Below are 23,990 nucleotides of genomic sequence, written 5' to 3' on the forward strand. Positions count from 1 at the left end.
ATGGGACCGGCAGTGCGATCGGCCGGTGGGGTGCGCCGGGACACCACGGCCGCGGAGGTAGCGCGATGACCGGGCAGTACGTGCTCGATCTTCGGGAGGTCGACCGGACGCAGGTCGCGATCGTCGGCGGCAAGGGCGCGCACCTGGGCGAGCTGTCCCGGATCGAAGGCATCAGTGTGCCGGCCGGCTTCTGCGTGACGACGGAGGCCTTCCGGCGGATCATGGCGCAGGCGCCGTCGATCGACGATCGGCTCGACCGGCTGTCCCGCCTGGACCCGGACGACCTGGAGGCGGTCCGCACGCTCAGCGCGGAGATCCGCCGGACCATCGAGACGATCGCCGTCCCGGGCGATCTCGCGACGGCGGTCACCGACGCGCTCGCCCGGCTCGGCGGGCAGGCCGTCTGCGCCGTCCGGTCCAGCGCGACGGCGGAGGACCTGCCGACGGCCTCCTTCGCCGGCCAGCAGGACACGTACCTGAACGTCGTGGGGCCGGAGGCGGTCCTCCGGCACGTCAGCCGGTGCTGGGCGTCGCTGTTCACCGAGCGGGCGGTGACCTACCGCCGGCGCAACGGCATCGACCACCGCACGGTCCGGATGGCCGTGGTCGTCCAGCGGATGGTCTTCCCTGATGCGGCCGGCATCCTGTTCACGACCGACCCCGTCACGGGCAACCGGCGGACCGCCACCGTGGACGCCGGCTTCGGCCTCGGCGAGGCCCTGGTCTCCGGCCTGGTGAACCCGGACGTCTTCAAGGTGCGCGACGGCGTGGTGATCGCCAGGGCGATCGCCACCAAACCGCGCGCCGTCCACCCCCGGCCGGACGGCGGTACGCACGAGGTGGCGATCGACCCGCGGCGGCAGGAGCAGCCGGCGCTGACCGATGCCCAGGTGGTGCGGCTGGTGCAGCTCGGGCGACGGATCGAGGCGCACCTCGGCCTCCCGCAGGACATCGAATGGTGCCTGGTCGACGACGACTTCCGGATCGTTCAGAGCCGGCCGATCACCACGCTGTTCCCCGTCCCCCAGGCCGGCGACCAGGAGAACCACGTCTACGTCTCCGTCGGCCATCAGCAGATGATGACCGACCCCATGAAGCCCCTGGGGCTGTCCATGTGGCAGCTGACCGCGATGGTACCGATGCACGAGGCCGGCGGGAGGCTGTTCGTCGACGTCACCGGGCGCCTGGCCTCGCCCGCGAGCCGCGTCGGCCTGCTGGACCTCGTGGGGAGAGGCGATCCGCTGGTCAGGGACGCGCTGGAGACCGTCCTCGACCGCGGCGACTTCGTTCCGTCGCTCCCGGACGCCGGTCCCGCAGGGCCCGGGAGGCCGCCGGCGGGCGGCGCGTCGGCTCCGATCGAGACCGACCCGGCCATCGTCGCCGAGCTGATCGCGCGCAACCAGGCGTCTCTCGCCGCCCTGCGGCGCGACATCCGGACGAAGACCGGACCGGCGCTGTTCGACTTCCTGCTGGGCGCCTTCGAGGAGCACAAACGAGTCCTCGGTGATCCGCTGAACATGCAGGCGATCATGGCGGGGATGGAGGCCACCTGGTGGCTCAACGACAGGCTGCAGGAGTGGCTGGGCGAGAAGAGCGCGGCCGACACGCTCACGCTGTCCGCCCCCGACAACGTCACCTCGGAAATGGGGCTGGCGCTGCTCGACGTCGCCGACGTGATCCGCCCTCATCCGGAGGTGGTGGCGTTCCTGCAAGGCGTCCAGCACGAGGGCGTCCCGGGTGAGGGCACCCAGCACGAGGGCGTCCAGAAGGGGGGCTCCGCGGGCGAGGACTTCCTGGACGGGCTGGCGAAGCTCGCGGGCGGGCCCGAGGCGCGCGACGCCGTCGAGGCCTACCTCGACCGGTACGGCATGCGCTGCGTCGGCGAGATCGACATCACGAGGCCGCGCTGGCGCGAGCGCCCCGGCACACTCGTGCCCCTGATCCTCGACAACGTCAGGCTCTTCGCGCCGGGCGCAGCCGGGCGGCGCTTCGAGCACGGGCGGCAGGAGGCACAGAGGAAGGAACGGGACGTCCTGTCGCGCCTGCGGGCCCTGCCGGACGGCGAGCGGAAGGCCGACGAGACCAAACGGATGATCGACCGAGTCCGGACCTTCATCGGGTACCGGGAGTACCCGAAGTACCACATCGTCAGCCGCTACCTCGTCTACAAGCAGTCGCTACTGAAGGAGGCCGAGCGCCTCGTGCAGGCCGGCGTGCTCGATGAGCCGGAGGACGTCTTCCACCTCACGTTCCAGGAGTTCCACGACGTCGTGCGCACCGGGCAGGTGGACGGCCGGCTCATCCAGGGGCGCAAGGAGGCGTTCCGGTCGTACGAGGCGCTCACACCGCCCCGGGTGCTCACCTCGGACGGCGAGGCCGTCGCCGGCGCCTACCGGCGGGACGACGTGCCGGCCGGCGCCCTGGTCGGCCTATTGGTCTCCGCCGGGACCGTCGAGGGAAGGGCCCGCGTCATCCTCGACATGGCGCAGGCCGATCTCGAAGCGGGCGACATCCTGGTCACGGCCCACACGGACCCCAGTTGGTCACCGCTGTTCGTCGCCGTCGCGGGCCTGGTGACGGAGGTGGGCGGCCTGATGACCCATGGCGCGGTGATCGCGCGGGAGTACGGCCTGCCGGCCGTCGTGGGCGTGGATCAGGCCACCCGGCTGATCCGGGACGGGCAGCGGATCCGCGTGCACGGAACCGACGGGTACGTCGAGATCCTGCACTGACGGATGGTGACCTTCCGGGCGCCGCGCGGTGCTGGGCGCGTCCGGCCCGACCAGGGGTCCGGGTCGGGTCGACGCCCGCGGACCTGGAAGGATGGGCCATGGCGGTCCGCCGTGCGGACGTCACGGGGTAAGTGGGGGCATGTGGAACTGCGTGACATCGAGATATTTCTGACCCTGGCCGAGGAACTGCACTTCGGCCGGACTGCGGAGCGTCTGCACGTCTCCGGGGCACGGGTCAGCCAGGCGATCAAGAAGCAGGAGCGCTCGATCGGCGCGGAGCTGTTCGCCCGGGACAGCCGCAACGTCCGGCTGACCCCGATCGGTGAGCAACTGCGGGACGACCTGCGGGTCGTGCACCAGGGGCTGACACAGAGTCTGGCGCGGGCCCGGCTGGCCGCCCGGGGCAAGACGGGCACGCTCCGGGTGAGCCTGTTCCCTGCCAACATCCAGGAGCTGCGCCGGTACTTCGAGACCTTTCGCACCCGCCACCCGCAGTGGGACCTGCGGCTGCGGATGTCGGCCTACGCCGATCCCTTCGGCCAGCTGCGCAACGGGGAGGCCGACATCCTGGTCACCTGGCCCGCCGTCCACGAGCCGGATCTGACTGTTGGTCCCACCCTCTTCTCCGAGCCGAGGGCGCTGGCCGTGGACCACGAGCACCCGCTCGCGCGGTGGTCCACGGTGACCCTGGAGGAGATGAGCGACTTCCAGCACGTGAGCGTCAACCCGTCGCCCGACTACTGGATGGACCACTACGTTCCGCAGCACACGCCCCGAGGCCGGTTCATCGACCGGGGCGCCGTCGTGAACAACATCGAGGAGATCTTCATGACGGTGGGCATGCAGGATGCGGTCGCCCTCTTCCCGGTACATGTGGCCCGCTACTACCCGCGCCCGGACATCGCCTACCTGCCGGTCAAAGGGCTGGAGCTGCTTTCGTACTCGCTGGTGTGGCGGACCGAGTCGGAGAACGAGATGATCCGCTCCTTCGCCCGCGTCGTGCGCGACCTGGGGCCCCTGCCCGACTGAGGCGTGCCGGTGAGCCGCCTTGTAGGCGGCGGCGCCGCGTGGGAGCGGAGATCGTCAACACCGGGGTTAACGACCGTTGCGACAGTCGCTGTTGATCCCCGCACCACCGCGCCCGAAGCTTGATCCATCCCAACGATCGAGCACGAGAGAGGGGTGCGCGATGAACGTCGTGTCCTCCGCGGTGTCCCTCACGGTCACCGACCCCGCCGCCTCCAGCCGATTCTTCACCACCCACCTGGGGTTCCGTGAGGTCGTGGTCGACGAGGACGTCGTGGAGCTCTGCCGTGACGACGCGGCCGTCGACCTCGTCCTGGTGCGGCGCGACCTCGAACAGCACGGGTTGGGCCAAGGGCCGACCGACGTGATCGTGTCGCTCGCGGTCACCGGCATCGCGGCCGAGTACGAGCGGCTGCGGAACGAAGGGGCCGGCCTGGCCGTGACCCTCCAGCAGGAGCCATGGGGCGAGCTGGTGGTGCGGGTGACCGACCCCAACGGAGTGGTCGTCCAGCTCACCGAATGGGTACCGCCGACAGGCGCCTGACCCCCCGGCCGCCCGACTGCCCGACTGCCCGACTGCCCGCAGCACAGCCCAGTTCATCCCTATCTCTACGACGGAGACACCTTGTCCGTTCGCATCACCGCACTGACCGACCCCGAGACCGGCCCGTCCGGCCACCGTCTGGCGTGGCTGGCATCCGACGCCGACGGAATCCCCGTCGGGTCGGCGTTCCTGCGCCTCTTCACCAGGCCCGGGCAGGAGCACCTCGCCGAACTGGACCTCCAGGTCCATCCGGCCGAGCGGCGCAACCGCGTCGGCTCCACACTCCTGGACGCGGCCGTCGCCGCCGCGCGCCGGGACGGCCGGCGCTGTGTCATCACCCAGGCCGAGGCCGGCTCCCCCGCCGACCGGTTCCTGCCGGCCCGGGGCTTCCGCACGGTCCTGACCCTGACCTTCACCCGGCTGCCGTTGGCCGAGGCGGACATCACCGCCCTCACCGGGATCACCGAACAGGCGCACCCCGGCTACCGGCTGGCGTCCTGGGAGGGCACCGTCCCCGACGGCCTCGCCGAGACGTTCGTCGCGTCGCGCCACGCCATGGACGACATGCCGATGGGCGGCACCGACTTCGGCACGGTGACCTGGGACCTGGACCGGGTCCGGGCCGCGGCGGCGGCCGTCGAAAAGCGTGGCAACCTGCTGCACACCGTTGTCGCCATCGACGAGTCGGACGGCTCGATCGCCGGGTTCACCGAACTGGTCGTCCCCGGCGACGGCAAGGGTGACGGCCAGCACTACGGCACCGGCGTCCTGCCCGAGCATCGCGGGCACGGCCTCGGCCGCTGGATGAAGGCCGCGTCGATCCGACACGCCCGCGAGCGACACCCCGACCTCGGCGGCCTGCTCACCGACACCGCCGACAACAACCCGTACATGCGCCACATCAACGACGCACTCGGCTACGCACCGACGCACACGACATTCGAGTACCAGCTCGACCTCTAGAGGCCCCCGGGGCCGGGCCATCGCCCTGGCCCGCCCCGGCGCGGCTGCCCGCCGACCTCACCGCGATGGCACCACATGCGGCAAGCACCATGCGAGTGCGCCCCCACCCTCCACGAACCGGGCGCCAGACAGCTACGCCGAAGCCCCGGATCCCGCCGGTGAAGCGAACCCGACTCCCCGTTCAGCAAATATAATCATTGCATCACCCAGGAATTCCACCATCCCAGGGTGGTAGGAATTATGGAACTCCCTCATGGCATCGTCTTCCGCATAGAAGAGCGCCATGCCGATGTAAGCCCTGCTGGTGGGGGTGTAAAATCGGCAGGCTATGTCAAAGTGCCTGAGAACGAGCTCCTGAGTCTTCGGGTCTCCGGGCAGGGAGTCGTCCAGGCAAGCCGCGATCTCCTTATAGAGCACGTCCCAGTCCTGATGGACCTGTCCTCTGTCCACGTGCTCCCAGTTGTTGGTCTCGGCAAGGCTCTTCGCCTGCTCTCCGGCCAGCGACCGGCGGCACTCATCTGCGTACTGACTTTCCATGGCACCACTTCTCATTCCTGCGCCTCTTCAGCAGGCAGCTGAAGAGGCGGCCAACATGCCAGACATTCAGGCCGAACAGTGGCACACACCCGCCGGGTCGGCAAGCCAATTTGAGCCTGGATCCGGGCCACCGGCGTAGCAGGTCGTCGGCGAATTAGGTCGACACCTGACTCGTGATCACATGTTCCGATGGGTAAGCAGGCTGGGGGCTCCGGTCCCCCACTGTCCAGCACCGGCGGCCTGTGCCGATCCCTGACTCCGGTGACCGACACCGGCCTGCGTTTCACCCGACGCCGCGCTCGCCTGCCGCTCCCCGGCCCAGGCGTGGCGCGGTCGTCCACGTGTATTCCATCTGACGGGCGGTGCGATGTGCGAGCTGCTCGCCGAAGAGCCGGCTCACGATGTGCAGGCTGGCGTCGATGCCGGCGCTGATTCCGGCAGAGGTGACGATGTCGCCGTCGTCGACCCACCGGAGGTCAGTGCACACCCGGATGTCCGGCCAGCGCCGGGCCAGTTCGTCCTGGTCCTCCCAGTGGGTCGTGGCCGGACGGCCGTTCAGGCCCCCGGTGGCGGCCAGCAGGAAGGCCCCGGTGCAGATGCTGAACGTCAGCACGGAGGTCTTCCGGCGCCGGGCCAGCCAGTCGATGACGTCCGTGTCCGTCTCGACCGCCGTGGTGACGCCGCCGGGGATCACCAGCACGTCGAACGGGGGATCCTCGTCGAGAGTGTGATCGGCCACGACCTTCAGTCCGCCGCGGGCGCGGACCGGCCGGCCGGTCGCCGCCACCGTCAGGACGCGCAGCAGGGGCTCGTCGGCGGCGGTGCGGGCCAGTCGGCCGGCGGTGCTGAAGACCTCGAAAGGGCCTCCCATGTCGAGGACTTCGACCTCGTCGAAGACGAGCATGCCGAACGTCATCGGAGCAGTGGTATCAGGTGCCATGCCCACAAGGTTCGGGCCTCGCGGACACCCTGCGACAGTGCCGGAAACGGCGCTCACCGCTAGGATTCCGCCATGGCCCACCACCGGATCGCCTGCCTCGCCTTCGACGGGATGGCCCCGTTCGAGCTCGCCACGGTGGCCGAGGTGTTCGCGGTCTCCCGTCCGGAACTGGACGTGGGGTGGTGGTACCGGTTCGAGCTGTGCGCCGAGGCGCCTGGGCCGCACCGGGTCGTGGGCGGCTTCGACATCGTCGTGCACCACGGACTGGACCGGCTCCGCCACGCCGACACCGTCATCGTCCCGGGGGTTCCGGACGTGCGCCGCGACGTCTCCCCGCCGGTCCTGGCCTCGCTGCGGGACGCCTCCGCGCGAGGAGCACGGATGGTTTCCATCTGCAGCGGCGCATTCGCTCTGGCCGCCGCGGGTCTGCTGGACGGCAAGGAGGCAACCACGCACTGGCGGCACGCCCCGCTGCTCCAGGAACGCCATCCGGAGGTGAAGGTCAACGCGTCGGTGCTCTACGTCGACCACGGATCCGTCATCACCGCCGCCGGCACCGCCGCCGGAATCGACGCCTGCCTGCACCTCGTCCGCAAGGACCACGGCGCCGACATCGCCGCCCGGGTGGCCCGCCGCATGGTCGTGGCCGCGCACCGCGAGGGCGGCCAGGCCCAGTTCGCGGAGCATCCGGTGGGCAGAGCGCCGTCCGACGACCCGATCGGCCGGGCGATGCGGTACGCGCTGGACCACCTGCACCGGCGGCTCACCGTCGACGAACTGGCCGTCGTCGCTCACCTGTCGGTGCGGCAGTTCGAACGCCGCTTCGTCGAGGCGGCCGGTCTGCCGCCGGGACGCTGGATCACCGACCAGCGGATCCGGGCCGGCGCCGTACTGCTGGAATCCACGGACCAGCCGATCGACACGGTGGCCGGCCGTGTGGGCCTGACCGTCGCCGGCTTCCGCCACCACTTCCGGGAGACGATGAGCATCAGCCCCTCGACCTACCGCCGCCAGTTCCAGCGCTGACGGCCCCGTGTCGGGCGCCCTCCGGTCCCCCGCACAGCCCGCCCCGACCGCGTCCACCAGCACCTCCCCCGGCGGCGGGCCGACCTCGGGCCGACCTCGGGCGGGCCGGGGAAGGGCACACGCCGTCCACCGCCGCGCCGGCGGCTCCACCGGAGCCGGGAGGACCGCCGAGTGCCGGACCGCGGACCTCACCATCACCGCCGCGAACCGCACCATCACCGGCGACGGCGACAACACCGTCGTGGTCGAGCTGAAGAACCACAGCGGCAAGGACTGCACGCTCTCCGGGTACGCGGGCGTCGACCTCAAGACCTCCGCGGGCACGCTGTCCGCGAAGCGCTCAGGCGAGCCGGTCGTCACGGGCGTCGTGCCGAACGGCAAGTCGACGCACTTCGGTATCAGTCACCCGGCCAACACCTCGGGCGGCTCCGGCGTCCGGATCACCGGCCTGGTGGTGACCCCGCCGGACGAGACCCGAGCGGTCACCCTGCCCTGGCCGGGCACCGGCTCGCTGCCCGTCACGGACGGCAGCGGATCGCCGGTGAAGATCGGCCCGATGGGAAGCGCCGGCCAGGGCGAGTGACCGCAGGGCCCCGGCGCCGGCTCCCCCACGGCAGGACCGGAACGACGTCCACCGGCCGGCCGGAACGGACGGGCGAACGGGTCATGCCCGTACGGGTGCGGGCGGCCGGGGCGGGCCGGACGGCCTGGTCACGCATGTCATGCCGCGGCCCTGTCGGCGTCCGCGGCCGCACGGGGGTCCATGGCCTGCGCGGCCTCGTTGTCGAGCACCTTGCGGGTGATGCGCTCCGCCATGGCGGCAACCAGCGTCCGGGGCCGGCGTGGTGTCAGGTGGCCGCCGAGTGCGTTGCCGAGGCCGGGGGTCACGTAGGCGCGGTCGCGGTCGAGTGCCGCCAGCGCGGCCCGTACGACCGGTTCGGGCGTGGAGAACTTTCCGGTGACGGCGGCCTTACGGGTGCCGATGGTGTCAAAGAACGAGGTCTCCACCGGGCCGGGGCAGACCGCCAGGACACGGATGCCTCGGCGCCGGTATTCCTGACGCAGGGCCAGGCTGAAGTTGAGGAGGAAGGCCTTCGAGGAGCCGTAGGTCGCGAAGTAGGGGGCGGGCTGGTAGGCGGCCGTGGAGGCGACGTTGACGACGGCACCCCCTCCGCGCTGCAGCATGCCGGGGATCAGTTCGTGGGTGAGGTCCACCGGTGCCACGACGTTGACCATCAGCTGGTCGTGGTCACGTCGGCCGGGGATCTCCTCGAAGCGGCCGCAGGTGCCGAAGCCCGCGTTGTTGACCAGGAGGTCGACGGTGAGGCCCCGGTCGGCCAGCGCGGAACCGATCCGCCGGGCCGCATCGGGCTCGGCGAGGTCCTGGACCAGGACCTCGGCGCGGACGCCGTGCTCGGCCCGGAGGCGTCCGGCGATTGCCTGGAGCCGGTCGCCGGAGCGGGCGACCAGGACCAGGTCGTGGCGGCGTGCTGCCAGCTGCGCGGCGAACTCCGCGCCGAGGCCCGAGGACGCGCCGGTGACGAGGGCGGTGCTGTTCATGGTGAAGCTCCTTCGCTGAGCTGGTGCACTGCGCGGTAACTGCGACATGACAGTATCAGTTATCCAGATATCTGCAACATGCATGACGCACTTTGGGCGCTACCTGCGGCGCGGCCGTATCATTTCCTGCTATTCGCGATCAGGCGCGACGAGGAGGCAGGGCATGGGACGACCACTGCGGGCGGACGCGGAGCGGAGCGTGCGCGCGATCCTGGAGGCCGCGGAGCGGGTCCTCGCCGAGAACCCGGCCGCCTCCATGGAGCAGATCGCCGAGGCCTCGGGGGTGGCCCGCACCACCGTCCACCGACGGTTCGCGAGCCGAAAGGCACTAATCGACACGCTCGCCGCCTCTGCCGTCGAGCGACTCGCGCAGGCCGTCGAGGACAGCCGTCCGGACACGGCACCGCCGCTGGTCGTCCTCCACCGGGCCACCGTGAACGTGCTCCAGGTCAAGAGCGCCTTCGGCTTCGCACTCGGTCAGCCGGTCGAGCCGGGCGGTGCGGTGGCCGAGGCATGGGAGGGCATCACCACCCGCTGCCTGGAGCTGCTCGCCGCAGCCCGGGAGGAGGGCCTTCTCGACCCGACCGTGGACCTCGACTGGGCGCGGCGCGTCTACTACGCCCTGATCAGCGAGGCCCTGCACGGCCCCGAGGGCGACCCCGACGCGCTGGCGACCAAGGTCGTGAACACCCTGCTGCACGGTCTCGGCCCCCGCTGAGCCGGGGCCCATGACCACATGGCGCCTCGGCTCCGGCAGGAGATCCATGACGTACCGTCAGGCAATCGACGGCCCGGCGGTGTCCGGGACGGACACCGCCGGTTGTCCGCACCGCGGCCGGCCGGGACGGCACGGCCCCCGCCCCCTGCTGCCGGCGGGCGTCGCCGACCAGCCGATCGAGGTGCCGGCGTGATGCTCAACGCCCTTCGCAAGTCCCCGTCTTTCGCTACACGGCCTGCCTGATCCGCTGGCGCGGCCATGTGGCGTGGCCGGACTTCCCGCCTACCGTCCCACCGAGGATCAACGTGTGACCTACCTCGAACTCCGCGCCCGGTGGGCGGCGATCAGGTGGCGGTACCAGGCGTAGGAGGCCCTCGGCGCGCGGCGCTGCGTCTCGAAGTCGACGTACACCAGGCCGAACCTTTGATTGAATCCCTCCGCCCACTCCAGGTTGTCCATCAGTGACCAGGTGTAGTAGCCGCGGACGTCGACACCTTGGGCGACGGCCTCGGCTAGGGCGTCGAGGTGGCCGGCGAGGTAGTCGATGCGGGGCTGGTCGTCGATGGCCGCGGTCGTCGAGCAGCCGTTCTCGGTGATGGTGATCGGCGGGAGGGCGGCGCCGTAGCGGTCGCGGAGGCCGGTGAGGAGTTCGCGGAGGCCGTCGGGGACGACGGGCCAGTCGAAGGCGGTACGCGGGACGCCGTCGATCGGGGCCTCGGCGAAGGGGAGGCCGGGGTCGGTGGGGGCGGCGATCCGGGTGGGGTTGTAGTAGTTGACGCCGAGGCCGTCGAGCGGGGTGGCGGAGATGAGCTTGAGGTCGCCGTCGTGGACGCAGCCGCCGAGGTCGGGGGCGACGCCGTAGGCGGAGAGGTCGGGGGCGACGCCGTAGGCGGAGAGGTCGGGGGCGACGCCGTAGGCGGAGAGGTCGGGGTAGCGGCCAAGGAGCAGCGGGTCGGTGAACAGGCGGTTGTGGAGGGCGTCGTAGGCGTCGGCGGCGGCGAGGTCGGCGTCCGAGGACGAGGCGGGCCATACCGGCGTGAGGTTGTTGGCGATCATCACCTCCAGGCCGCGCTCGCGCAGTGCGGCGGAGGCGAGGCCGTGGCCGAGGAGCTGGTGGTGGGCGGCGGGCAGGGCGTCGAGCATCAGGGCGCGGCCGGGGGCGTGGATGCCCAGCGCGTAGCCGTAGACCATGTGCACGAAGGGCTCGTTGAGGGTGATCCAGGTGGGGATCCGGTCGCCGAGCCGATCCGCGACCACTGCCGCGTACTCGCCGAAGCGGTACGCGGTGTCGCGGTTGAGCCACCCACCGGCGTCCTCCAGGGCCTGCGGGAGGTCCCAGTGGAAGAGCGTGGGCAGCGGTGCGATGCCCGCTTCCAGCAGGGCGTCCACCAGGCGGTCGTAGAAGGCGAGTCCGGCGGGGTTGACCGGGCCCGCGCCGGTGGGCTGCACGCGCGACCAGGCGATCGAGAACCGGTAGCCGTCCAGGCCGAGGCCGCGCATCAGCTCGATGTCCTCGGGGTACCGGTGGTAGTGGTCGCAGGCCACGGCCCCCGAGTGTCCCTCCCGGACGGCGCCGGGGCGGGCGGCGAAGACGTCCCAGACGGACGGCCCACGCCCGTCCTCCTCGACGGCCCCCTCGATCTGGTAGGCGGCGGTGGAGACGCCCCAGCGGAAGCCCGCCGGCAGGTCGAGACGATCCGGCACGGCTCGCTCCTTGCTCGCGATGGCGATGAGTATGCACTCAACGGAAGCATCAAATATGAGGAGTCCTCATGTTATCGGCTAACGGGCGAAGCACCAGATGTTGTGCGAAGGTTCGAAGCGCCAAGCCTGCCGGACCCGCGGAACAGCCGATCCACGGCAATAACAGGCGGATCGCGTGTGCGGTCGGGCGATGACTACTTGGACGCGGCAGACGCAGGCCTGCAGCGTGCCCCGGGCCAGCTCAACGACGTCACCGGCACCGTTGGACTCGCCGTCGTCGGCGTGCTGGGCCTGATCGCCGACGACCTACGGATCCCGGTCAGCAGCAACCCTTGAGTCACTGAGCGCTTTCAGTTTCGCCACCCCAGGGTGACGCCGTGGCCCTCGCTTGAGTCCTGGAAGCTCCTCGGCTGCGCCCGCCGGGCACAGTGGGTTGTCTGGAAAGGTCGCGGGCGGTCACTTCGCTGAGGAGCCGACCCTGCGCTTCGGGGCGGAAGATGATCGTGGGAGGGCTGGAACGCACCTCGAAGTACCATCCCTGCAAGGTTCTCCGGCCGATACTTCCCACCTCCACAGCGGCGTAGTCGGACGGAGACATCCCTGTAGAGAGGACCGGGGGCAGAGGGCGATGAGTGTGACTGAGAGTTGGTCGCGTGTGATGAGTCTTCTTCGGGAGCACGCGCCGGCCGATCACGCAGATCTGCCAGGGCCCGCTACGGAGCAGATGCTCGCGGCAGCCGAGGAACGAATGGGGATCTTCCTGTACGGGGACCTGCGGACGTGGCTGTTGCAGAACAATCTGGATCTCCCGGAGGGAGACGTCGACGACGAGGGGGCATGCTGCGGCTTCGACGGGTTCCCCGACGAGGGAAGCTTCTTTCTGGGCATCCGGGCGATGGAGAGGCTCTACGCGAACCGCTCCACGTCCTGCGGATTCGACCCTCCGGACCAGCCGGACCACCCGTTCTGGCGTAATGAGTGGATCCCGTTCCTGTCGGACCAGGACGGCTGGACGGGAAAGTTCATCGATGTGCGGGACGGGCGCGTCGGCAGCTGGTTCGTGGGTGACCCCACGGTCACGGGCGAGTACGAATCGATGGCCCAGTATTTCGACTCCGTGGCGGAGACGCTGACGAGGATCGCCGATGGAAGCTCACCGGTCTGTCGGTTCACCGAAGGCCGACTTGTCTGGTCGTGAGACGGCTCCCAACTGGATGACGGCCATTGCCAAGCCGTCCTCACCTTGGAACGGCAATGAGATTCATCAGCATTGACGTTCCAGGGTGAGGACGGCTGCGGCGATGACGGTCATCCGGTTGGGGCTGCAGCGGGCCCGGCGGAGGATCTGCCAGGACTTGAGTCGCGCGATGCTTCGTTCGACCGGTGCTCGTGCCGCTGACAGGGCTCGCTTGATCACCCGCCGGGTTGTGGTGAGGTCTTGGCCGGGAAACCGTCTGATGGGCGTGGTCACCCAGGGGCCGGCCCCGATGTAGGCGCGGTCGGCGAGCACGGGAACGCCCTGGCGTTCGCAGATCCGGATGATGCGGCGGGTGCGGGCCGCGGTCAGGTCGTGGGTGCGGCCGGGCAGGGCGGGTGAGATCCACCGCAGCTTGCCGGTGGGATCAGCCACAACCTGCACGTTCACGCCGTGACGGCGGCGCTTCTGAGAGAAGTCGGCCCGGCTGTCGCCGACCCGGTCGCACTCGGCGAGCGTCCCGTCCAGCAGGACGTGATCAGGATCCGTCTCGCGCAGGACCCGCAGCAGACCGGGTGCCCGGCGGGACAGGTGATCGACGACGGCCGTGACGTAGGCGTGGGCGGTCCCGACGGATATGCCGAAGCCGGCGGCGATCTGCGTGAGCGTGTCGTGCCGGCGCAGGTAGACCAGGCCGACGAGGGCGCGCTGGTGGGGCGGGAGCTTGAGCGTCGGCCACCCTCACGGGTGACGATGAGCATCGATACCCACTCGACCAGAGCATGAGGCAGGTCGAGTGCGGCAGGACGGGAAACCAACGCGGCTCCTGTGCTGTTGAGTTGAGACGTCGAGCATCTCTCTCAACGGCACGGGGGCCTCGTGGGTTGCGGGACGCTGGCCCGTCACCCGATCAGTGGCCACTCTGAAAGAGCTCACTGGTATCGAGATTGGTCCGGAAAGTTCACCGGGTCGGGCGAGTGCCCGAAAAGGCAGACCTCTCGACCTGGCCGTATGGACGCCGTAAGGATTCGCGAGACGGATGATTCCAGGGCCTATCGTCCATCTTCGTCGAGACGAAAGATGTTTCGAGCCGAGAAGAAAGACGATTCCGACATGAAACCCCTGTCCCGCCTGAAACGCGTCCTTGCCTGCGGGGTCGCCGCCTTCGCCTTGGTCTCCGGCCTGACCGTGCAGGCCCAGGCTGCGCCGAACGCCCCCGTGGACAAGACCTGCGGAACCCCGGCCGTGCCGGGCGGTGGCAACTGCATGTCCTCGCTGATCAGCGCCACCTTCGACGTGATCAAGCTCATGCACAACGCCGCCAACCTCAACAAGCTGGACAACGCGGAGTTCACCCAGAACACCGCGGCGAAGTTGAGCGAGAAGTTTCCCGGGTTCAACGTCATGGTGTTCAAGACGGTGGGCACCGACCTCTATGACACCGAGTGGTTCACGAACGAGCACAAGGCCGACATGAAGGGGGTGCTGCTCGACACCACGTACAAGCTGAACCATTTCCTGGACAAGGAGAAGAAGGAACCCTCCGGCTACGACAAATTCCGGATCTGGGTCTTCCAGGGGGACTCGACCTTCCGCAACCGGGGTGACGGCGGCTACATGAACTGGGCGTTCGTCGGCAACGACGGCGACAGCGTCAAAAAGGAGCCGTGGACCTGCCGGATGGGCACGGCGCGGCCCTACAAGTGCGACGGCGACGTGCGCACCATCCACTTCCCCGCGCGCTCCGGCTACGGCAGCAGGACCGGCAGCCTGACCCCCGACGTCAGCGCCCCCGGCTACCACGCCTGCCTGGACGTCAGCGGTAACGGCACCGCGAACGGCACCCCCGTGCAGATGTGGGAGTGCAATGGCGGCGACGCACAGAAGTGGACCTACAACGGCTACAAACTCCGGGCGGCCAACGGCAAGTGCCTGGACCTGGCGGACAACAACGCGGCGAACGGGAACAAGCTCCAGGTCTGGGACTGCTTGGAGATCCCCGGTCAGCGCTGGAACATGTCGGCCGGCGGCGGTTTTCGGCACATGACGGACCAGGACGACCGGTCCAAGGACGTCTGCATCGACGACTTCAGCGGCCGGACCGCCAACGGCAGCACGGTGGCGGCCTGGGCCTGCGGCTCCGCGGACAAGCGGGACGCGCCCAACCAGAACTGGGCCTGGGGCGGCACCCCGCCGACCACCACCCCCACCACGCCCGCCAACGGCGCCGATGTGTACCTGAAGCTCTCCAACGGGCTGGGCGCCGTCCCGCTCAGCGGTTCCGCCGGCGCGTCGGTCGTCCCCGGGATCCGGGGTGGCAGCGAATCCAAGTGGAAGGTCGCCCCGGTGGGCGGCGGTCGCTACCGGATCACCAGCTCCTACGGGCTGGAACTCACCGAGAACGGCAACTACATGGCCGAACTCCAGCCGTGGAGCAACTCCTCCAAGCAGAAGTGGGAGCTCTTCGGCGTCGGCAACGGCAGGTACCAGATCCGGATCTCCGACGACGACTGCCTCACCCACGACGCCGACTTCAAGCAACTCGGCGTGTGGACGTGCAAGCAGGGCTGGCAGCAGGAGTGGGTCCTGGAGTCCACGTCCGGCGGCGTGATCACCCCGGCCGAACCGGGCACTCCGACGAAGCCGAAGCCCCCGACGACCGGAGGCGGTTCCGGCATCCCGACCGAGCGGCCGCTGTTCCTGAAGCTCTCCAACGGGCTGGGCGCGTCGGCACCCACCGAGACCGCGAGCTGGGGTGCGCCGATCGTGGGCGGGATCCTGGGGTACAAGGGGTCGCGCTGGACGATCAAGCCGCTGGGCGGGGATCGCTACCGGATCGTCAACGACCTCGGGTTCAACCTCACCGAGAACCCGGACACCTACGTCGCCGAGCAGCAGGCGTGGGGCGACACCTCCAACCAGAAGTGGGAGTTCGTCAACCTCGGCAACGGCAAGTACCAGATCCGGATCTCCGACGACGACTGCCTCACCCACGACGCCGACTTCAAGCAACTCGGAGTGTGGAGCTGTGAGGGCGGCTGGAAGCAGGAGTGGTCCTTCCAGCTCCTCTGATCGGCAACCCGTAGCAGCGCCTGCCCGCACCCGAGGCCGAGGACGCCCACTCCTCATGCCGGCCGGAGTCACGGCGTTGGGCGCCGGCCGTACGGCCGGTGCCCAACGCCGTTCTCAGCGGGCGGTTCACGATTCTTTGACCGGTTTGCTATCGCCTGATGGTGTGGGCGCGGGCGGGGTTCGCCGGATGCCGCTGTGGCTTTGGTGGTCACGCACCGCTGCCACTGCTGCCGACATCGACCCGGCCTGGCAGGCGTACCTGCGTCGCACGCCTACCGGCGATTGCGCCATGAGATCGGTATCGTCCGCCCCGGGGCACGATGCCTGCAGCAGAGCAGCCCGCGCGGAGGAGCACCACCAGGGCCGATCGCGGTTCCGTACCCCGGCCGGCGGTGGCTCGCCGGCCGAGCGCCCAGGACACGGCGCGCCTCGCGCTGGTGATCGGCACTCTCGGCGTGGTCTTCGGCGACATCGGGACCAGCCCGGCGATCTCGGTCCTGTCCGCCATGGAGGGGCTGAAGGTCGTCGACTCCTCGCTGGAGGAAGCCGTCGTGCCAGGCACCGCAGCGATCATCGTGCTGCTGTTCCTGGTACAGCGCAGAGGAACCGCAGCGGTCGGCCGGGTGCTCGGACCGGTGATGATCGCCTGGTTCGTGGCCATCGGAGCCTGCGGTGCGGCCGGCATCGCCGACCACCCGGAGATCCTCAGGGCGCTCTTACCGAGCGATGGCGCGGGCTTCCTGTTCGGCCATTTCGGCACCGCGTTCTTCGCCCTGGCCGCGGTGGTGCTCGCGGCCACCGGCGCCGAGGCGTGGGTGTGACGGTCGTGAGGCCATCCGGAGGTCCGGCTACCGCTTACTACGCTCCCTTGGTGCGGACACCGGCGGTCTTGACGGCGCCTTGACGCGCCGGGCATGCCGCGGCCCCCGGGGCCGCCCGTCCGCACAGTTCGGACGGGCCCCGAGGGCCGCTGGGGTTCACCCGGTGCCGGTGGCACGCGGCACCGGGTGGGTCATCGGGTTACTGGCCCGACCTGCGGCCGTGGTTGGCCTTCTTCTTCCGCCGGGCCTTCTTCTTGCGGGAACGCTTGGACATGTCGTTCTTTCTCCGGTGGGTCGGTAAATCACGCGGCCTTGCCGACCAGCTGGTCGGCCAGTTTGGCGAGGCGCTTCTGCGAGCGCTCCTCCTGCACGACCGCGGCGGTCGGGGCGAGCTCGCCGCCGTCGTAGTACTCGCCGTTGATCAGCGGCACGGACGGCAGGCAGAGCCGCACCACGGCGGCCGCGCCCTCGGCCGCCGGCGCGCCCACCCGCCCGTAGAGCGGCAGCAGCGCCGTGTCGCACAGGCCCGGGTTGAGGCTGACGGCGGTGATGCCCGAACCCGCGGGCGCCATGTCGGCGGTGGCCATGGTCAGGGCGAGCTGCGACTGCGCGTACGCCGCGACCCGCGAGTACTTCTTCGTCCGGTGCGGGTCCGTCCAGTTCATCGAGGCGGTGCGGTGCAGCGAGGAGGACACGTTGACGATCCGGGCGGCGCCGGCCGCCGAGAGCGGGGCGCGCAGCAGCTTGGCGAGCAGGTGCGCGGCGAGGAAGTTGACCTGGAGCGAGACCTCGTTGCCGTCGTCGGTGTGGGTGCAGCGCTCGGGGGCCATCACGGCGGCGTTGTTGACCAGCAGGTCGAGCGCCGGGTAGTGCTTCACCACGGTGCCGGCCAGCGCTGCGACCTCCGAGAGCCGGGTGAAGTCGGCGGCCAGCTCGACGAGTTGGTCGCGCCGGGCACCGGCGGCGACGAGCCGCTCGATGGCGGACTCGGCCTCGGCGGTGGTGCGGGCGTGTACCAGGACTGTGGCCCCGAGCCCGGCCAGCAGGCGGGCGCTCTCCCAGCCGATGCCGGAGGAGGCCCCGGTGACCAGGGCGGTACGGGCGGAGAGCGTGGGCAGAACTGCGTCGGACATGACCCATCCAAGGGTGGCGGGCACCACCGGGGCACCGGAGGGCGTGACGGAGCACGCCCACCGGGGGCCGACGGTGCGAAGTAGGTGAAGGACACGTCCGCCTCCCCCGCGCGGAGTGGCGAGGGAGACGGACGGCATTACGCGGCACGCGGGCCGGCGGCGGAGCGGGGAGGCTCGGACCTACCGGACGGCGGCGGTGACCGCGACAGCGACGACCCGCGGCCGCGTATGCGGCGGGCGGTCGTGGTGGCGTGTCGAGCGGTTCATGTCCCCCATCCAACGCCATCCTGCGGAGCCCGGGCAGGCCTGCTCGCTGTCCCTGACGAGCCCCTGACGACTCCCTGACAGGCCCTTGACGTCCGATCGGCGCAAGCCATGGGGATCGGGGGCGGGAGCAGCGGTACAGCGCCCACGTCTCCTACTCCGGCATGGCGTTCGGGATCTACAAGACGGTCGGCTCTCCGCTTCGCGCCGCACGTCCGCGACATCGGCGGCCCGCTCGGGTTCCCGCCGGTACCGCTGCTGAACCGAGCGCTTGCGGCACCGACCCACATCCCAACTACTCTGCCTTGCTAAGTACCGGTAGTCAGCGTTACCGTGTAGCAGTAGTCAGTAACACCGAATACCTCAGGAAGGAGGTTTTCCATGCCCAAGCTGCTGACGGAGATGCTCAAGGGCACCCTGGAGGGCATCATCCTCACGTCCCTGTCCGGCCGACCCGCCTACGGCTACGAGATCACGGCACGGCTGCGGGAGCAGGGTTTCTCCGACATCGCCGAAGGGACCATCTACGCGCTGCTTCTCAGGATGGAGAAGCGCGGTCTCGTCGACGTGGAGAAGGTCCCCTCCGAGAAGGGGCCACCACGCAAGGTGCACTCCCTCAATGCTCAGGGACGGGAGTACCTCGAAGAGTTCTGGGGGACGTGGAGCTTCCTCACGGAACGACTGGAACAGCTCCGAGAAGGGGGCAGGTAGGTATGTCCGGTGTCGAAAACGGCGGCTTCATCGCGAAGGTGATCGGACCCAAGAAGCGCTGGAGGGCGTACAAGGCGCGCGTCAAGGAGCTTCCCGAGAACTACCGCACGGCGGTCGGCGCGATCGAGCGGTACCTGATGCACTTCGTGCCGATCGACGGCGACAGCAACGCGTCCATGTTCGAAGACCTCGCCGACCTGTTCGAACAGGCCGCGGCCAACGGATCGTCGATCCGCGACGTCGTCGGGGGGGACCCGGTGGAGTTCGTCAACGCGTTCGCCGAGAACTACTCGGAGGGCGGCTACGTCCCCGCCCGCGCGCGGAAGCAGCTGACCGACGACATCGCGCGCGCCGAGGACCAGGTGTCCTGACGACTGCACGCACGAACTCCGAACCGTCGATCCGCGCACACGGCCCGGCTGCGGCACCTGAAGGGCGCCGGCTGGATCGTGGATGACCTGCCGGCCCACTCCAGGCCCACCGACGCGACGGGTCACGCCGGGTCTACGTCCGGGTCGCGCTGCGGCCACTGGCCGCCGGGGTCCGGGTCACGCGGCCCGTCTCTCCGCAGGCACCGACCAAGGTCAACGCGGTGCTGAGCACAGACCCGCGCCCGCACCCGGCACGTCGACATCGATCCGCCGCGTCCGGGCCTGACCCCCGAAGAAGCACCCTCAACTCGCTCACCCCCAGTCACTTCAGCCTTCGAACGGGAGGGCTCCATGCCTTCATCTGTCATGCCCACATCCAGCAGGAGCAGCGGCCACCCGTCGCCGGCTGCCATCTCCGCCGTCGGTCTGCGCAAGTCCTACGGCGACAAGACCGTTCTCGACGGCATCGATCTGCACATCCCGACCGGGTCCGTGTTCGCGCTGCTCGGGCCGAACGGCGCCGGCAAGACCACCGCCGTCAAGATCCTCTCCACCCTCATCACCGCCGACGGCGGGCAGGCCCAGGTGGCGGGCCACCACATCGCCGCCTCACCGGACGGGGTGCGGGCCGCGATCGGCGTCACCGGGCAGTTCTCCGCCGTCGACGGCCTGATCACCGGTGAGGAGAACATGCTCCTCATGGCCGACCTGCACCACCTCTCCCGCCGCGACGGCCGCCGCACCGCCGCCGAACTGCTGGAACGCTTCGACCTCACCGAGGCCGCGAAGAAGCCCGCCTCCACCTACTCCGGCGGCATGAAGCGCCGCCTGGACATCGCCATGACGCTGGTCGGCAACCCGCGGATCATCTTCCTCGACGAGCCCACCACCGGCCTCGACCCGCGCTCCCGGCACAACATGTGGCAGATCATCCGCGAGCTGGTCTCCGACGGCGTCACCGTCTTCCTCACCACCCAGTACCTGGACGAGGCGGACGAGCTGGCCGACCGCATCGCCGTGCTCAACGACGGCAGGATCGCCGCCGAGGGCACCGCCGAGGAACTCAAGCGGCTCATCCCCGGCGGACACGTCCGGCTGCGCTTCACCGACCCGGCCGCGTACCGCAGCGCCGCCCTCGCCCTGGGCGAGGTCACCCGCGACGACGAGGCACTGGCACTGCAGATCCCCAGCGACGGCAGCCAGCGCGATCTGCGCTCCGTCCTCGACCGCCTCGACTCCGCCGGCATCGAGGCCGACGAGCTCACCGTGCACACCCCCGACCTCGACGACGTGTTCTTCGCCCTCACCGACAACGCGAAGCTGCCCGGCCAGGCCGACATCCCCCACCAGCCCAAGGAGAACGTCCGATGAGCGCCCTCTCCCTCGCCGTCCGCGACTCGAACACGATGCTGCGCCGCAACCTCCTGCACGCACGCCGCTACCCGTCCGGCACCCTGAACCTGCTGCTCGCGCCGATCATGCTGCTGCTGCTCTTCGTCTACATCTTCGGCGACGTGATGAGCGCGGGCGTCGGCGGCCACGGCGCCGACCGCTCGGAGTACATCGCCTACATCGTCCCGGGCATCCTGCTGATGACCATCGGCAGCACCGTGATCGGGGCCGCGGTGCACATCTCCATGGACATGAGCGAGGGCCTCATCGCCCGCTTCCGCACGATGGCGATCCACCGCGGCTCTGTGATCATCGGGCACGTCATCGGCAGCGTGCTGCAGTGCATCGCCAGCGTGGTCCTCGTCGGTGCCGTCGCCGTGGCCGTCGGCTTCCGCTCCCACGATGCGACCGCTCTGGACTGGCTCGCGGCGTTCGGACTGCTCACGCTGTTCGCGCTGGCGTTCACCTGGATCGCGGTCGGCATCGGTATGGCCAGCCCGAACGCCGAGGCGGCCGCCAACAGCGCACAGCCGCTGATCCTCCTCCCACTCGTCTCCAGCGCCTTCATCCCGGCCGACACGATGCCCGGCTGGTTCCAGCCGATCGCCGAGTACCAGCCGTTCACCCCCGCCATCGAAACCCTGCGCGGCCTGCTCCTCGGCACCCACATCGGCAACAACGGATGGATCGCGACCGCCTGGTGCGTCGGCCTGACCGCGCTCGGCTACCGCTGGTCGACGGCACAGTTCAACCGCGACCCGAAATGATCGCGCGGGCTGCCCCCTGCAGCCCGTCTCACTCCAGGGCGGCGTACTCCGACACAACGTCGGTCGCCCACGTGACAGCGCAGGTCAGCTGGGCAACAAGGCCGGGTCGCCCGAGGGTCAGATCCGCTCGGGCGAGGCGACCTGAGCCATCCAGGCACCCCGGGGTGCCGACAAGGACCACATTCCACCACCCGTCCGCTCAATCAAAGGAGCACACAACCATGTCCGTCACGCTCACCGGCCGGCGCAGCGGCTTCTCCGAAACAGGAATGCGCCGAATCCGCGAAGTACTGGCACGGCATGTCGAGTCCGGAAGGATTCCCGGGCTGGTCACACTGGTCAGCCAGGGCGGTGCGACGCACGTCGAAGCGGTCGGGACGATGCGCCATGACGGCGGCGCGCCGATGCGCCGGGACACGATCTTCCGGATGGCCTCGACGTCCAAGCCGGTCACGATGGCGGCGGCGATGGTCCTGCTGGACGAGTGCCGGCTGCGACTGGACGACCCGGTGGAGCCGTGGCTGCCGGAACTCGCCGACCGGCGGGTGCTGAAGCGGATCGACGGCCCGCTGGACGACACCGTGCCGGCGAAGCGACCGATCACCGTACGGGACGTGCTGACCTCCGCCTTCGGGCTCGGCATGGATATGACGGCGCTGGGCACCCCGATCATGAACGCGGTCTTCGGTCAGGGGCTCACACCCAATCTGCCGGAGCCGATGCCCGAGCCGGACGAGTGGATGCGCCGCCTCGGCACGCTTCCGCTGATGCGCCAGCCCGGAGAGAGCTGGCAGTACCAAATCGCCAGCGACCTCCTCGGCGTGCTCGTCGCCAGGGTCACCGGCCAGCCCTTCGAGACCTTCCTTCGCGAGCGCGTCTTCGACCCGCTCGGTATGAAGGACACCGGCTTCCACGTGCCCGCCGACAGGATCGCCCGACTGCCCACCCTCTACGCTCCCGATCCGCAGACCGGCGAGTTCCAGGTGTGGGACGAGGCGGCCGGCGGGCGGTGGAGCCGGCCTCCGGCGTTCCAGGGCGGCGGTGGCGGACTGGTCTCCACCGTCGACGACTACCACGCCTACTTCCGGATGCTGCTGAACGGCGGGATGCACGGGAGCGAGCGGATCCTGTCCCGAGCCGCCGTCCAGCTGATGACCACCAACCGCCTCGCCCCCGAGCAGAACGCCGCCCGCACCGCCATGGCCCGCGACAACGTCCACGTGTCCTTCGGTCAAGGGCAGCACGGCGGCTGGGGCTTCGGGATGGCGGTGCGCACCTACCGCGGCGACTACGCGCCCATCGGCCAGTTCGGCTGGGACGGCGGAAGCGGCACCTCCACCTACGCCGACCCGGACAACCAGCTCACCGGACTCCTGCTCACCCAGGTCGGAACGTCCGCCCCGAATTCGGTGCAGCTCATGCACGACTTCTGGACCACGGTCTACCAGGCCATCGAGGACTGACACCGGCGCGGCGTCCTGGTCGGCCCCGGTCGGCCCGCGACGCCCCGCGGCCGGCCCCTCGGCGACCGAACCGCCGACGGCTCCGCGAGGTCGGCCTCGCCCTGCGCGTCGGGGCCGTGGTCGCCCGAGGGTGGGAGATCCCCTGGGTGACCACGGCCACTGATCCCTCGACTGTAGCGTTCACCTCATACATTGCAATGATCAGAGCGGGCTATCGTTGCGTTACTTTCATGGCCGTTGCAACATTATTCATGACTCTACCTGCATAGATGCCTGTTCAACGCAACATGCACGTTGCCAGATCCAGAAAAGCAACGTAGCGTTTCCAATATCAGAAACAAAGAACGAGCACAGGAGAGCACGATGCAGAAGTTCGACACCCCCGCCCCGGTCTCCGTCGTCCTGGACATCCCCGCAGGGCGCGTCCGGTTCATCGCCGCCGACCGGGCCGACACCACCGTCGAGGTCCTACCCGCCAACCCCTCCAAGAACCGCGACACCAGGACCGCCGAGCAGACCAACGTCGCCTACGCCGACGGCGTCCTGCGGATCACGGCCTCGGCCCCCGACAACCAGGTCCTCGGCCCCGGCTCCCTGGAGGTCACCGTCCAGCTGCCCGCCGGCTCCCACATCGACGCCAGGACCGCCGCCACCGAGCTCACCGGCGTCGGACGCCTCGGCGACATCGCCTTCGAGGGCGCGTACCGCCAGATCAAGATCGACGAGGCCGCAAGCGTCCGCCTCACCGCGACCGACGGCGACGTCGAAATCGGCCGCCTCGGCGGCCCCGCGGAGATCAGCACCCAGCGGGGCGACATCCGGATCACCGAGGCCGTGCGCGGGACGGTCGTGCTCAGCACCCAGTCCGGCGACATCTCGGTCGGTGCCGCCGCCGGCGTCTCGGCCTCCCTGGACGCAGGCACCGGCTACGGCCGCATCAGCAACGCCCTCAGGAACGACGGCACCGCCGAACTCGACATCCGCGCCACAACCTCGCACGGCGACATCACCGCCCGCAGCCTCTGACTGAAGCAGAACCGGGACCGGCCGA

General features: G+C 69.8%; 24 protein-coding genes and 1 pseudogene. 18 read left to right on the forward strand and 7 right to left on the reverse strand.

Translation table 11 applies throughout. The features are described 5' to 3' along the window. The first annotated feature begins 65 nt into the window (after window positions 1–65). From rph to ACGFZP_RS26895, 4 genes are all read left to right on the forward strand, one after another. On the forward strand, window positions 66–2,732 hold the full coding sequence (rph, locus tag ACGFZP_RS26880) for a rifamycin-inactivating phosphotransferase (RefSeq protein ID WP_392937801.1): 2,667 nt from the start codon (window positions 66–68) through the stop codon (window positions 2,730–2,732). Window positions 2,733–2,873: 141 nt separating this feature from the next. Beyond that, window positions 2,874–3,761, forward strand: coding sequence for a LysR family transcriptional regulator (locus ACGFZP_RS26885; protein WP_392937804.1), 888 nt, complete (start codon window positions 2,874–2,876; stop codon window positions 3,759–3,761). Window positions 3,762–3,921: 160 nt separating this feature from the next. Continuing rightward, entirely contained in the window at window positions 3,922–4,302 is a 381-nt protein-coding gene (locus ACGFZP_RS26890) for a VOC family protein (RefSeq protein WP_392937807.1), read from the forward strand. 81 nt (window positions 4,303–4,383) lie between these two features. Next, the gene (locus ACGFZP_RS26895) at window positions 4,384–5,265 is read left to right on the forward strand and encodes a GNAT family N-acetyltransferase (protein ID WP_392937810.1); all 882 of its coding nucleotides are present in this window, start codon (window positions 4,384–4,386) and stop codon (window positions 5,263–5,265) included. 132 nt (window positions 5,266–5,397) lie between these two features. On the opposite strand, the gene ACGFZP_RS26900 is transcribed toward ACGFZP_RS26895, so the two are convergent. Together ACGFZP_RS26900 and ACGFZP_RS26905 are read right to left on the reverse strand one after the other, a co-directional pair. Continuing rightward, window positions 5,398–5,802 (reverse strand): TipAS antibiotic-recognition domain-containing protein, encoded by a 405-nt coding sequence (locus ACGFZP_RS26900; protein WP_392937812.1) that lies wholly within the window; start codon window positions 5,800–5,802, stop codon window positions 5,398–5,400. 283 nt (window positions 5,803–6,085) lie between these two features. Then, window positions 6,086–6,718 carry a DJ-1/PfpI family protein gene (locus ACGFZP_RS26905; RefSeq protein WP_392937815.1) on the reverse strand — a complete coding sequence of 211 codons (633 nt, stop codon included), beginning with the start codon at window positions 6,716–6,718 and terminating at the stop codon, window positions 6,086–6,088. A 96-nt stretch (window positions 6,719–6,814) separates the two neighbouring features. On the opposite strand from ACGFZP_RS26905, the gene ACGFZP_RS26910 reads away from it, so the two are divergent. Then, a complete protein-coding gene (locus ACGFZP_RS26910) occupies window positions 6,815–7,768 on the forward strand; it encodes a helix-turn-helix domain-containing protein (RefSeq protein WP_392937818.1) in 954 nt (317 codons plus the stop codon). Window positions 7,769–7,775: 7 nt separating this feature from the next. Further along, complete coding sequence (locus ACGFZP_RS26915; RefSeq protein WP_392937821.1) at window positions 7,776–8,351, forward strand: DUF4232 domain-containing protein; 576 nt, start codon at window positions 7,776–7,778, stop codon at window positions 8,349–8,351. Between the two features lie 137 nt (window positions 8,352–8,488). Here the strand turns inward: ACGFZP_RS26915 and ACGFZP_RS26920 are convergent, their stop codons facing one another. Further along, entirely contained in the window at window positions 8,489–9,328 is an 840-nt protein-coding gene (locus ACGFZP_RS26920) for an SDR family NAD(P)-dependent oxidoreductase (protein WP_392937823.1), read from the reverse strand. Between the two features lie 163 nt (window positions 9,329–9,491). Between ACGFZP_RS26920 and ACGFZP_RS26925 the strand changes: the two genes are divergently transcribed. Then, a complete protein-coding gene (locus tag ACGFZP_RS26925) occupies window positions 9,492–10,046 on the forward strand; it encodes a TetR/AcrR family transcriptional regulator (RefSeq protein ID WP_392937825.1) in 555 nt (184 codons plus the stop codon). Window positions 10,047–10,092: 46 nt separating this feature from the next. After that, entirely contained in the window at window positions 10,093–10,239 is a 147-nt protein-coding gene (locus tag ACGFZP_RS26930) for a hypothetical protein (RefSeq protein ID WP_392937828.1), read from the forward strand. A 119-nt stretch (window positions 10,240–10,358) separates the two neighbouring features. Here ACGFZP_RS26930 and ACGFZP_RS26935 read toward each other — a convergent pair whose 3' ends face one another. Then, on the reverse strand, window positions 10,359–11,750 hold the full coding sequence (locus ACGFZP_RS26935; protein WP_392937831.1) for a GH1 family beta-glucosidase: 1,392 nt from the start codon (window positions 11,748–11,750) through the stop codon (window positions 10,359–10,361). Between the two features lie 198 nt (window positions 11,751–11,948). Between ACGFZP_RS26935 and ACGFZP_RS26940 the strand changes: the two genes are divergently transcribed. Beyond that, a complete protein-coding gene (locus ACGFZP_RS26940) occupies window positions 11,949–12,086 on the forward strand; it encodes a hypothetical protein (protein WP_392937834.1) in 138 nt (45 codons plus the stop codon). Window positions 12,087–12,408: 322 nt separating this feature from the next. Then, entirely contained in the window at window positions 12,409–12,948 is a 540-nt protein-coding gene (locus ACGFZP_RS26945; protein ID WP_392937836.1) for an SMI1/KNR4 family protein, read from the forward strand. A gap of 66 nt (window positions 12,949–13,014) precedes the next feature. Here the strand turns inward: ACGFZP_RS26945 and ACGFZP_RS26950 are convergent. Continuing rightward, window positions 13,015–13,763 (reverse strand): annotated as a pseudogene (locus ACGFZP_RS26950) (transposase family protein). A gap of 295 nt (window positions 13,764–14,058) precedes the next feature. On the opposite strand from ACGFZP_RS26950, the gene ACGFZP_RS26955 reads away from it, so the two are divergent. Together ACGFZP_RS26955 and ACGFZP_RS26960 are read left to right on the forward strand one after the other, a co-directional pair. Continuing rightward, entirely contained in the window at window positions 14,059–16,017 is a 1,959-nt protein-coding gene (locus ACGFZP_RS26955; protein WP_392937838.1) for a ricin-type beta-trefoil lectin domain protein, read from the forward strand. Between the two features lie 392 nt (window positions 16,018–16,409). Then, on the forward strand, window positions 16,410–16,838 hold the full coding sequence (locus ACGFZP_RS26960; protein WP_392937840.1) for a KUP/HAK/KT family potassium transporter: 429 nt from the start codon (window positions 16,410–16,412) through the stop codon (window positions 16,836–16,838). A gap of 199 nt (window positions 16,839–17,037) precedes the next feature. Here ACGFZP_RS26960 and ACGFZP_RS26965 read toward each other — a convergent pair whose 3' ends face one another. Together ACGFZP_RS26965 and ACGFZP_RS26970 are read right to left on the reverse strand one after the other, a co-directional pair. Beyond that, complete coding sequence (locus ACGFZP_RS26965; protein WP_392938131.1) at window positions 17,038–17,112, reverse strand: 50S ribosomal protein bL37; 75 nt, start codon at window positions 17,110–17,112, stop codon at window positions 17,038–17,040. A 28-nt stretch (window positions 17,113–17,140) separates the two neighbouring features. Then, a complete protein-coding gene (locus ACGFZP_RS26970) occupies window positions 17,141–17,971 on the reverse strand; it encodes an SDR family NAD(P)-dependent oxidoreductase (protein ID WP_392937842.1) in 831 nt (276 codons plus the stop codon). 645 nt (window positions 17,972–18,616) lie between these two features. Here ACGFZP_RS26970 and ACGFZP_RS26975 point away from each other — a divergent pair. The 6 genes from ACGFZP_RS26975 to ACGFZP_RS27000 all read left to right on the forward strand — a co-directional run bounded on the left by ACGFZP_RS26975 (window position 18,617) and on the right by ACGFZP_RS27000 (window position 23,965). After that, a complete protein-coding gene (locus ACGFZP_RS26975) occupies window positions 18,617–18,946 on the forward strand; it encodes a PadR family transcriptional regulator (protein WP_392937845.1) in 330 nt (109 codons plus the stop codon). Between the two features lie 2 nt (window positions 18,947–18,948). Then, a complete protein-coding gene (locus tag ACGFZP_RS26980) occupies window positions 18,949–19,317 on the forward strand; it encodes a DUF1048 domain-containing protein (RefSeq protein WP_392937848.1) in 369 nt (122 codons plus the stop codon). Window positions 19,318–19,683: 366 nt separating this feature from the next. Then, complete coding sequence (locus ACGFZP_RS26985; RefSeq protein WP_392937849.1) at window positions 19,684–20,688, forward strand: ATP-binding cassette domain-containing protein; 1,005 nt, start codon at window positions 19,684–19,686, stop codon at window positions 20,686–20,688. After that, window positions 20,685–21,476 (forward strand): ABC transporter permease, encoded by a 792-nt coding sequence (locus ACGFZP_RS26990; protein ID WP_392937852.1) that lies wholly within the window; start codon window positions 20,685–20,687, stop codon window positions 21,474–21,476. The genes ACGFZP_RS26985 and ACGFZP_RS26990 overlap by 4 nt, the downstream gene beginning before the upstream one ends. A 221-nt stretch (window positions 21,477–21,697) precedes the next feature. Then, complete coding sequence (locus ACGFZP_RS26995; RefSeq protein ID WP_392937854.1) at window positions 21,698–22,939, forward strand: serine hydrolase domain-containing protein; 1,242 nt, start codon at window positions 21,698–21,700, stop codon at window positions 22,937–22,939. 363 nt (window positions 22,940–23,302) lie between these two features. Then, complete coding sequence (locus ACGFZP_RS27000) at window positions 23,303–23,965, forward strand: DUF4097 family beta strand repeat-containing protein (RefSeq protein WP_392937856.1); 663 nt, start codon at window positions 23,303–23,305, stop codon at window positions 23,963–23,965. The last annotated feature ends 25 nt before the right edge of the window (window positions 23,966–23,990 follow it).

It is taken from the genome of Kitasatospora sp. NPDC048239 (assembly GCF_043202015.1).
GTDB lineage: Bacteria > Actinomycetota > Actinomycetes > Streptomycetales > Streptomycetaceae > Kitasatospora.